13 protein-coding genes are annotated in these 10,056 nt (G+C 56.2%); 6 read left to right on the top strand and 7 right to left on the bottom strand.

The genetic code is table 11. The features are described 5' to 3' along the window. The 4 genes from fabI to ACKVOS_RS04670 all read right to left on the bottom strand — a co-directional run. A partial coding sequence (fabI, locus tag ACKVOS_RS04685; RefSeq protein ID WP_409210854.1) for an enoyl-ACP reductase FabI occupies positions 1-821 on the bottom strand: 821 nt, incomplete at its 3' end. 1 nt (position 822) lies between these two features. Then, entirely contained in the window at positions 823-1,785 is a 963-nt protein-coding gene (locus tag ACKVOS_RS04680; RefSeq protein ID WP_409210853.1) for a YihY/virulence factor BrkB family protein, read from the bottom strand. Then, positions 1,778-2,704, bottom strand: coding sequence for a DnaJ C-terminal domain-containing protein (locus tag ACKVOS_RS04675; RefSeq protein WP_409210852.1), 927 nt, complete (start codon positions 2,702-2,704; stop codon positions 1,778-1,780). Before ACKVOS_RS04675 ends, ACKVOS_RS04680 begins: the two co-directional genes overlap by 8 nt. Before the next feature lie 54 nt (positions 2,705-2,758). Beyond that, entirely contained in the window at positions 2,759-3,226 is a 468-nt protein-coding gene (locus tag ACKVOS_RS04670) for an ABA4-like family protein (RefSeq protein ID WP_409210851.1), read from the bottom strand. Between the two features lie 51 nt (positions 3,227-3,277). Here ACKVOS_RS04670 and pdxH point away from each other — a divergent pair, with 51 nt between their 5' ends. The 4 genes from pdxH to ACKVOS_RS04650 are packed head-to-tail and all read left to right on the top strand — an operon-like array spanning position 3,278 to position 5,938. Continuing rightward, positions 3,278-3,874 (top strand): pyridoxamine 5'-phosphate oxidase, encoded by a 597-nt coding sequence (pdxH, locus tag ACKVOS_RS04665; RefSeq protein WP_409210850.1) that lies wholly within the window; start codon positions 3,278-3,280, stop codon positions 3,872-3,874. Further along, on the top strand, positions 3,871-4,824 hold the full coding sequence (locus tag ACKVOS_RS04660) for a cation diffusion facilitator family transporter (RefSeq protein WP_409210849.1): 954 nt from the start codon (positions 3,871-3,873) through the stop codon (positions 4,822-4,824). Before pdxH ends, ACKVOS_RS04660 begins: the two co-directional genes overlap by 4 nt. Next, the gene (locus ACKVOS_RS04655; RefSeq protein ID WP_409210848.1) at positions 4,817-5,614 is read left to right on the top strand and encodes a PhzF family phenazine biosynthesis protein; all 798 of its coding nucleotides are present in this window, start codon (positions 4,817-4,819) and stop codon (positions 5,612-5,614) included. Before ACKVOS_RS04660 ends, ACKVOS_RS04655 begins: the two co-directional genes overlap by 8 nt. A gap of 36 nt (positions 5,615-5,650) precedes the next feature. Then, the gene (locus ACKVOS_RS04650; RefSeq protein ID WP_409210847.1) at positions 5,651-5,938 is read left to right on the top strand and encodes a hypothetical protein; all 288 of its coding nucleotides are present in this window, start codon (positions 5,651-5,653) and stop codon (positions 5,936-5,938) included. Between the two features lie 71 nt (positions 5,939-6,009). Here ACKVOS_RS04650 and ACKVOS_RS04645 read toward each other — a convergent pair whose 3' ends face one another. Continuing rightward, entirely contained in the window at positions 6,010-6,459 is a 450-nt protein-coding gene (locus tag ACKVOS_RS04645) for a peptidylprolyl isomerase (protein ID WP_409210846.1), read from the bottom strand. A 137-nt stretch (positions 6,460-6,596) separates the two neighbouring features. Between ACKVOS_RS04645 and mgtE the strand changes: the two genes are divergently transcribed. Together mgtE and ACKVOS_RS04635 are read left to right on the top strand one after the other, a co-directional pair. Further along, positions 6,597-8,006: a magnesium transporter gene (mgtE, locus tag ACKVOS_RS04640; RefSeq protein WP_409210845.1), complete on the top strand. Its 1,410-nt coding sequence runs from the start codon at positions 6,597-6,599 to the stop codon at positions 8,004-8,006. A 24-nt stretch (positions 8,007-8,030) separates the two neighbouring features. Continuing rightward, the gene (locus ACKVOS_RS04635; RefSeq protein ID WP_409210844.1) at positions 8,031-8,435 is read left to right on the top strand and encodes a DUF1489 family protein; all 405 of its coding nucleotides are present in this window, start codon (positions 8,031-8,033) and stop codon (positions 8,433-8,435) included. Positions 8,436-8,508: 73 nt separating this feature from the next. Here the strand turns inward: ACKVOS_RS04635 and ACKVOS_RS04630 are convergent, their stop codons facing one another. Together ACKVOS_RS04630 and nudC are read right to left on the bottom strand one after the other, a co-directional pair. Further along, the gene (locus ACKVOS_RS04630; RefSeq protein ID WP_409210843.1) at positions 8,509-9,186 is read right to left on the bottom strand and encodes a DsbA family oxidoreductase; all 678 of its coding nucleotides are present in this window, start codon (positions 9,184-9,186) and stop codon (positions 8,509-8,511) included. Further along, complete coding sequence (nudC, locus tag ACKVOS_RS04625) at positions 9,183-10,052, bottom strand: NAD(+) diphosphatase (protein ID WP_409210842.1); 870 nt, start codon at positions 10,050-10,052, stop codon at positions 9,183-9,185. The genes ACKVOS_RS04630 and nudC overlap by 4 nt, the downstream gene beginning before the upstream one ends. Positions 10,053-10,056: the final 4 nt, after the last annotated feature.

Genomic DNA, 10,056 nt, shown 5'->3' with positions numbered 1-10,056 from the left:
AGGGCGATATCAGGAGCATCCTCCTGCTTCATGCCGACGGTGTGATAGCCTGCATCCACATGATGCGTCTCGCCTGTCACGCCCTTGGACAGGTCGGACAGGAAATAGAGCGCGGATGCACCCACATCGTCGATGGTCACATTACGGCGCAGGGGCGAGTTATACTCGTTCCATTTCAGGATATAGCGGAAGTCACCGATACCCGAGGCCGCCAATGTCTTGATGGGACCGGCCGAAATCGCATTCACGCGAATGCCGTCGGGTCCCACATCATTGGCCAGATATTTGACCGATGTTTCCAAAGCCGCCTTTGCAACACCCATGACGTTATAATGCGGGACGACCTTTTCCGCGCCATAATAGCTGAGCGTCAGCATGGAACCGCCGCCCTCGCCGGTTTCCGGATCAAAGGGCTTCATCAAGGCAGCGGCGCGCTTGGCAACCGCGGTGAAGCTGTAGACGCTGATGTTCATGGTCATGAGAAAATCGTCGAGACGGACATCGAAATATTTGCCGCGCAGCGCTTCCTTGTTGGTAAATCCGATGGCGTGCACGACGAAATCGATGGTCGGCCATGTATCGGCGAGCGTTGCGAAAGCGCGGTCAAGATTTACCATATCGGAAACGTCGCAATCGATCAGGAAATCGCATCCCAATTGCTCCGCCAGCGGGCGAACCCGCTTTTCCATCACTTCACCCTGATAGCTGAACGCCAATTCGGCCCCTTCTGCCTTCAATCGTTGGGCGATCCCCCAAGCCAGCGATTTGTCGTTCGCAAGGCCCATTATCAGCCCGCGTTTGCCAGCCATCAATCCGGTCATATCATCCTCTTATTTTAACAGGGTCAGTTTGGCCGCCTCTTAATCCATTTTCATGCGCGTTGGCCAGTGCCGCGTTCAATTGCGCGCCGGTAACCATGCCCAAACCAATCAGATAGAAGAAAATGAGTGCAACCATGACGCCGGCAAGGCTGCCATAGGTTACATCATAATTGGTAATGGTGGACAAAAACCATGGCAGCACCGCGGTACAGCCAAGCCACCACAGGCTGACCAGCGCCGCACCCGGCCATTTGGGATAAACCCGTCCGCGATATTTCAGCGGCGTCAGACCGCGGAAAATAAGATAGATGGCGGCAAATAATATGAGAAAGGGCACAAAGCGGCCCAACGCAAAATAGCCAGCGACATTTTGCGCCGAAGGGACAAAGCGATACACAAGATCTTCGATGGCGGTAACAAGCACCTGCGCGCTGAACGCCGCCATTGCCAGAAAGACTGAGACGACCACCGTGCCCAACGAACTTAACCGGTATTTCCAGAAATGAAGATGCGGTTGGGTGCCATAAGACCGGTGCATCACGTCACGGATGGTTTCTATCAGGCTGGCGGTGGTCCAAAGGCTTACAGCTCCACCGAACCATAAAAGCGGGCCCGATCGAGCCGCCATCGCGCTTTCAACAGGACTGCGCAGGGCTTCGGCAACGCCCGGCGGTACCGTCAGAAAAAATGCATTGATTAACGCATGACCCGATTGTGTCTGCCCGAAAGCTCCTGCGATTGCTGCCGCAACAATGCAAAAAGAAAACAGCACGACCAGAGAGAGATACGCGAAGTTGCCAGCATGGACAAATCCTTCGCTATACACACCAACAAAGACGCGTTTCAGCACTTCCCATATCTGTTGCGGCGTATTGAGATGGGAAAACCATCTCGCTTCACTCTCGTCATGCGGCGTCGCAATTTTGGCCCGAGCCTCCGGAGAGAGGGGGGATTGTTCAGACACTCATGTTTACCCGCACGGGCTGGTCGGAAAGGCATTCATTCAATTTGGCCAATTCTGTGGGATCTTGGGGCAGATGAATCATCAGGCTGACCAATTGATCGCCGCGCTCCCCCAGTTTGTCCGTGAAGCCACGGCCCTTGATCCGCAAAGTAGCCCCTGAATTCGTCCGCGGCGGAACGGTGAGCAATATGGGGCCATCGACCGTTGGCACTTTCACTTTGCCGCCTGCCACTGCTTCTTTCAGAGAAATCGGCAGGTCGATACGGATATTATCCCCATCACGCGAAAGATATGGATGTTTGCCGATCTTCAAGGTCACCATCGCATCGCCATGCCCCGCTGGGCCGGGCTGGCCTTTGCCCGGAATTCTTATCTGCTGCCCTGACACGACGCCCTTGGGCAGTTTGAATTCAACGGTTTTGCCGTCGCGCAACGTAATGCGTTGCGGAGCCAAGGTTGCGGCATCGGTAAAGGATACCAGATGTTCATAAGCAATATTGGCGCCCTTGGCCAAAGGCGGCTGTTGCGGACGCGGCCCCGGATTTGGACGGGCACCGGCTGTACCACCGCCCCCGAAAATGCCGTCAAATATATCTCCAAGGTCAATACCGCTGCCTGCAAAATCGAAATTGGCGCTATTGGGGGTTTGGCCACCCCCGCCAAAGCCGCCGCCGCCATATCCATAAGCCGCGCGCGCCTGCCCGTTTTCATCAATTTCGCCACGATCATATTGCCCGCGCTTTTTGGCGTCGGACAACAAATCATAGGCACGGGTCACCTCGCTGAAACGGTCTGCAGCCTTGGGATTGTCGGTATTTTTGTCGGGGTGCAGTTCCTTGGCAAGCTTGCGATAGGCGGTCTTTATCGCCTTCTCGTCCGCGCCTTTTGATACGCCCAAAATCGAATATGGATCGGCCATTCTTTTCCCTGTGTTAGCACTCTACCACTCTAAATCGGGATTGTTGCACATAAGTCAACTCGGTAGCGTTGAATTTTCGGGTTTTCCCTTAGTTGTTGTTCGCAAAATCAGGTATAAAAGCAGCCCGATGGGACCGAGCATGAAGACAAAAAACAAAATCGGTACCTGCACAATGCGAAGATAGCCATGCCGGTCGGCGTTGCGTGCCACCCAGATTCCGACAAACAGATCAAACGCCAGATAATGAATCCATCCGATTGTCGCGCCGCCGGGGCTCGCGAACAGGGACATGACACCCGACAGTTTTGTAAAATCTGCCGGCGCTCGACCAACGGGACCGCCATCGTCAATCCATCCCGCCATCAACGGCAGGATAAGTGATGCATAAGTGAGCGCCAAGACCCCGCATCCCAGATAAAAAACATAAGGAAGAACCCGGTCCCGATGCGGTGCAAATGCCAAAATAAGCCAGCACACCAAGGCCCAGCTGTTCGTCCAGGTAAAGATGTTTTCCCAAGGCATAAAAATGTCTTCCCTCTTTCAACTGACGCCAGTCTAGCCTATCGCGGCGATATGGAAAGACCCGATCCCTTTGTTCTGTTCGACGACTGGTATGCCGAAGCGCGGGCCAGCGAAATCAATGATTCCAACGCAATGGCGCTTGCGACAACGGGGGCGGATGAACAGCCGTCGGTTCGCATGGTCTTGCTGAAGGGGCATGGCGCAAATTTGGGTTCGCACGGCGGATTCATTTTCTACACCAATTTCGAAAGCCGCAAAGCCGGACAACTGATCGAAAACCCGCATGTCGCGCTTCTGTTTCACTGGAAATCGCTGCGCCGCCAAATCCGGATCGAAGGGGCAGCAAGCCCTGTCGAAGACGCCGTCGCCGACGCCTATTTCGCCACCCGTTCGCGTAATTCGCAATTGGGCGCTTGGGCGTCTGACCAATCACGTCCTTTGGCAGATCGCGGGACATTCGAAGGACGCTTTGCCGAAGTTGAGGCGCGATTTTCCGGGCAGGATGTCCCGCGTCCGCCGCATTGGTCAGGCTGGCTGATATCCCCCACCCGCATCGAATTCTGGCAAGACCGCGAATTCCGTCTGCACGAACGCTGGCTTTATGAACGGACGTCCGACGGTTGGTCCTGCGGAATGCTTTATCCGTGAGCCTTGCCCACAACCATCATCACGAAACGCATGGATCGCTGACCACAAGGGCAGCGATTGCGAGCGTTTCGATGGCGCTATTCCTTTTGGCATTGAAGCTGTTTGCCGCCGCTGAAACCGGTTCGGTTGCGCTTCTCGGATCTCTGGCCGATACCGGATTTGATGTGCTCGCGTCTTTGTTGACGTTGTTCAGCGTGCGCTACGCGGCCCGTCCGGCGGATGACAGTCACCGCTTCGGGCACGGCAAGGCTGAAGCGCTTTCGGCCCTGATTCAAGTTGTTCTGATCATCGTATCAGCGATATTGATCGGTTGGCGTGCGATGTTGCGGCTTGGTTCGGGCGAAACGACAGCGCACCCCGAATATGGCATCGGGGTATCGATTATTGCGATTGTCGCAACATTGGCGCTGCTCGCTTATCAGCGACAAATTGTCCGCAAAACAGGTTCGGTCGCCATCCATGCGGACCATGTCCATTACCAGTCCGATCTGCTGCTCAACATTGCCGTCATTGTTGCGATCCTGTGCGAGACCGTGCTGCGTATCCGCGGTGCTGACCCCGTTTTCGGGATCGGCATTGCGCTGTGGTTGTTGTGGGGTGCATTTCGTGCCGCCCAGATGGCGCTTGACCAATTGCTTGACCGAGAATGGCCGGAGGAAAAACGGAAGCAGTTTATCGAGGTCGCGATGCGCCATCCCCAATTGCGCGGTATCCACGATATGCGAACACGGTCGAGCGGCGTGCATGATTTCTGTCAGTTCCATGTCTGGGTCGATCCCGACATGACCATATTGCAGGCGCATCGCATCATGGATGAGGTAGAAGAAGCCTTGATGCAGGAATTCCCCGGGGTCGAGGTGCTCATCCACCCTGATCCGGAAGGCCATAAGGATGAACTGGGCTATGTCCCGTCCGAAACAATTGAACATCAGGATCACAACCATGACTGAATTACCCTATTTCCATGTTGATGCCTTTGCAGACCGGCCGTTTACGGGTAATCAGGCGGCGGTCATGCCGTTGGACGCGTGGCTTGATGATGCCGTGATGCAAGCGATTGGCGAAGAAAATAACTTTGCCGAAACCGCGTTTACAGTGCCTGACGCAACAGGCGCGGCAGATTTTGAATTGCGCTGGTTTACACCGGCCGTCGAAATCCGGTTATGCGGCCATGCGACATTGGCGAGCGGGCATATTTTGCTGGAACAATTTCCAGATAAAGACCGCGTTACCTTTCGCACACGTAAAGCCGGAATATTGGAAGTCCGCCGTGAAGGCGATGGCTATGCGGTGGCGCTTCCCGCTATTTCCACCGATGCCGTCGCTATCCCTGAAATGATGGCAGCTATGGGGGGCAAGCCATTGTCGATGCGGCGCAATCCGGATCACTACAATCTGTTCCGTTATGAAAGCGCGGCCGAAATTCTCGCGCTGAAACCTGATATGAAGGCATTGACCGCCTTTGGCGATGACAGCTTCACCGCCACAGCGCCGGGAACCGACACCGATGTGGTCAGCCGTGTTTTCGTACCCGGCGCAGGCGTGGATGAAGACAGCGTCACCGGCAGCGCGCACGCCGTCCTTACCCCTTATTGGGCCGAAGAACTAGGGCGCGACACGTTCACCGCGCATCAGGCATCCGCACGCGGCGGTTATCTTGGTTGCCGCATGGATGGCGATAAGGTCTGGCTATCGGGAAAATGCGTCACGGTTGTAAAGGGCACATTCAGCCTCGCGTGATCAAAAGACACATCTCACCAAAATGAAGGATATCATATGCTGAAATCAATCACCATCGGCGCGGCGTTGCTGTGCACAACCGCCGCGTTCGCGCAGCAGCCGCCTGCACCGCCAGCCGGCGGCATGCCGAGCCCGGAGCAGATATTTGGATTTCTGGACGCCGACAAAGACGGCTTCATCGCCAAAACCGAGGCGCAGGGCCCGATGGTCCAGCATTTCGATTTCATCGATTCCGACAAGGACGGCAAAATCTCCGTCGCCGAGCTGAAGACCGCCATGGAAGCCATGCGCCCGCCAGAACCGCCAAAGAGTGACGCTGAGTAAGGATAGGCGCTGGGGACAGTCCCCGGCGCAGTTCTACGGGGACAGTCCCTTTAGGGACTGTCCCCAACAGCTTAGCCAATAGTCGCCTTACGGATTACGCCGGGATTTGCCGGTGGCTCGCCCTTGGGCAGCGCGTCGACATGTTCCATACCGCTGATGACCTGACCCCAGACGGTATATTGCCGATCGAGAAAAGTCGCATCGTCAAAGCAGATGAAGAACTGGCTGTTGGCGGTATTTGGATCATTGGTCCGCGCCATCGAACATACGCCGCGCACATGCGGTTCGGCGTTGAATTCCTGCACCAGATTTGGCTTCGACGACCCGCCCATGCCGGTGCCATTCGGGCATCCGCCCTGCGCCATGAAGCCGGGGATGACGCGGTGGAATTTCACGCCGTCGTAAAAGCCTTCGCCAACCAGTTCCTTGATACGTGCAACGTGATTTGGTGCCAGATCGGCACGCAATTTGATAACAACATCGCCGTCATCAAGGCTTAGGGTAAGGGTTTCATCTGACATAGCGTGCTCCTTCTGGAATGAATGCCGCAAGCCCTAGGGCAAGCAAAGGCTATGGCCAAGCCAAAATCATTGCATTTTGAACTTGGACGCTTAGGAGGATGCCAACCTGCATCCAACGTCCCGAGGGGAGGCCGCATATGACCAGCGAACAAGCCGAACCCGTCACCATCGACGATGAAGTCATGGAAACACTGGACGAAGACAATATCCTAAACCGTGACTTCGTCGCCCGCGTGCTTGAAGCGGTGCAAGACGGCGACACTGATGAGGTAAAACGCCTCGTCGAGCCATTGCACGAAGCCGATATTGCCGACCTTTTGGAACAGACATCGTCCGAACGGCGCGGACCGCTCGCCGTCGCGATGGGCGATTTGATGAGCGCCGAGGTGCTTGCCGAAATCAACGACTGGGTGCGCGATGATATCATCGACGCGCTGCCCGCTGCACAGGTCGCCGATCTTGCGGGGCAACTCGACACCGACGATGCCGTCGCCATTATCGAGGATATGGAGGAAGAGGACCAGCAAGCCGTCCTTGCCGAACTCGACCCCGAAGACCGCGCTGTCATCGAAGATGCGCTGTCCTATCCCGACGAATCCGCCGGTCGTATCATGCAACGCGAGCTGGTCGCGGTACCCGAACATATGACGGTCGGACAACTGATCGATTATCTGCGTGACAATCAGGATCTGACGACCGAATTCTGGGAAGTGTTCGTCGTCGACCCGCAGCACAAGCCAGTCGGAACGTGCAAGCTAAGCTGGATCATGCGGAGCCAGCGCAAGGTTCCCGTCAGCGAAATCATGGTGCATGAGCAAACCTTGATTCCCGTCGATATGGATCAGGAAGAAGTTGCACTACGCTTCCAAAAATACGCCCTGATATCGGCGGCCGTCGTCGATGAAGGCGGGCGGTTGGTCGGTGTTATCACCGCCGATGATATCGTCCACATCATTCAGGAAGAAGCCGATGAGGATTTCCTTCAGCTATCAGGTGCGGGCGAAGGCGACATTAACGAACCGATTGCAGACAGTTACAAGGCGCGCGTCCGCTGGTTGATTGCCAATCTGGGCACGGCGATGGTCGCCAGTTTCATTATCGCGCAATTTGGCGCGGCCATTGAAACAATGGTGGCGCTCGCGATTTTGATGCCGATTGTAGCCTCGATTGGCGGCAACGCGGGCACCCAGACATTGGCGGTGACCGTGCGCGCACTTGCCACGAACCAGTTGACCCAATCAAATACGATGCGATCCATTTGGCGCGAGATTCGCGTCGCGTTACTGATCGGCGCAACGATCGCAATCATCGCTGGCCTTGGCGCCGGCCTGATTTTCAGCAATTGGTTGCTGGGCGGCGTCATAGCGGCAGCCATATTGTGCAACATTGCGCTGGCCGGGCTGTCCGGCGTCGCCATTCCCGTTCTGCTCGACCGGCTCGATCAGGATCCGGCAGTTTCAAGCTCGATTTTTGTGACGATGATCACCGATTCCATGGGCTTTCTTATTTTCCTTGGGCTGGCCGTGTTCAGCGGGCTTGCCGGGTAAAGCTGCGATAGACATATTGCATTGATGCCTTTGAACATGACCAAAATTGCCTTTGGCGCAACAGGTGCCGCCGATTTGCGGGACCGCCTTGTCCATTATGCAGAGGCAGGCGAAGTAAGGCTTACGACGCGCTATTTGCCAAAACGGATAGCGGAAATGGCCGGTGGATCACTCTACTGGATTCATGCACACACCATGATTGGCCGAAGCCCGATACTCGGTTTCATGGAAAATGGCGCCGGTCGCCACTGGATTCGGATAGAACCGCGCCTCATTCCCGTCCGCGGCATCCCCAAACGCGCGCATCAAGGCTGGCGCTACCTCGAAGAAAATGACGCCCCGCCCGATTTGGGTGACGGCGAAGCCGACGCCCGCGACGTGATGCCTTCCAAGATGTTGGGCGATCTAATGAAGATGGGGCTGGTTTAGGAGGAGCAGGCGCACCGAGGGTCAGGACCTAGCTCCCCTCCCGCCTGAGGGAGGGTGACGGGGTGGATTGAATTCAATTTTGGGGACGGTCTACTTCGTTCCGCTTTGCCAAAACCTTGCCAATTACCCCTGCAAATGTCTCCGCGCTCTGCGCGCCGGGGACCATGAATTTCTGATCGAAGACGATCGCAGGAACGCCGGTGATATTTTCGTCCAGCCATTGTCGCTGTTCCGCCCGAACACCTTGTGTCAGGCTTTCATCGAGCATCCATGCGTGTGCGACGGACGCCTCCATAGCCTGTTGTTCCGCGATTTCCGCCAGCACCGCCATATCGCTGACATCACGGCGTTCCTGAAAATAGGCCTTGAACAAAGCCATTTTCAAACCGGTCTGGGCTTGCCAACCCCGCTCGGCCCCGAACACGGTCAACAGCTTGTGCGCCTTGAACGTGTTGTAAATCCGCATCCCTTCACCATAATTGAAGGCGAAGCCAACGCTTTCCCCAATGTCGGAGAGCCTTTGCCGGTTGGCGCGGCTTTGTTCGGGCGTACTGCCATATTTGCGGGCGATATGTTCGGCCGTATCCTCGCCCTCGGGCGGCATATTGGGGTTCAGTTCAAATGGATGCCACCATGTTTCTGCCGCCACGGGCTGGTCGATCATGGCAAGCGCCATTTGCACCTGTTGATAGCCAATAATGCACCATGGGCAAACCACATCGGATATGATGTCGATCCGCAACGGCGTCATGTGGTCGCCCAATGTTTCAGCAAACTATGTGCGATGGCAAAGGACGGCGGTGCGTTAAAGGTCCGGGAATCCGCGTTTTCAAGTGCGGCGCGGGCGTCTTCCTTGCTGATCCATTTTGCATCCTCTAGCTCGTCGGTGTCGAGCGTGATGGCGTCGCCCAATGCCTCTACTATGCATGCGATCATCAATTGCGCGCCGCCAAAGGGCCAGGGCTGGCTGGTCACGTATCGCACTGCACCGCAGAACACGCCTGCCTCTTCATGGATTTCGCGGCGCACTGCTTCTTCGATGCTTTCGCCCGGTTCGAGGAAACCGGCCAGCGCCGAATAGTTGCCGGGGGGAAATCGCGACTGACGACCGACGAGCGCCTTGCCTTCATATTCGGCCAACATGATCACGACAGGATCGGTGCGCGGAAAATGCTCCTTGCCGCAATTGCCGCACTTACGACCCCAGCCTGCGCGAAACAAAGTCGTCAGATGCCCGCATTTTCCGCAGAATCTGTGGCCGTTATGCCATTCAATCAAGCTGCGCGCGGTGCCGTATATCGCCGCATCTTCGGCAGGTAGCATCGAAAGCGCGCGCCATATCGCAGGGGACCGGAAAACATCGCCTTCTGCCTCAGCCAAAGCGACAAAATGCGGCTTGCCATCCGACAGACCCAGCAGAATGAGCTCTTCGGAACCGGACAGTTCGGCCACCGAATGCCACATCAATCCGCCATCGGCGGCGACAACCGGATCAAGACCGTCCAGACCGAGAATCCGCGCACGCCAATCCCCCAAAAGCGCGTCATAAGCTTCGGCGTCATTCCGCACCCTGTCGGCACGGTCGAGAGGTGATCCGGTAAAGCCTGGGCTCATCATCGGA

The organism is Sphingorhabdus sp., assembly GCF_046154385.1.
Taxonomy (GTDB): Bacteria; Pseudomonadota; Alphaproteobacteria; order Sphingomonadales; family Sphingomonadaceae; genus Sphingorhabdus_B.
The sequence above is the reverse complement of the archived record's forward strand: the minus strand, read 5'-3'. Positions and strand labels throughout refer to the sequence as shown.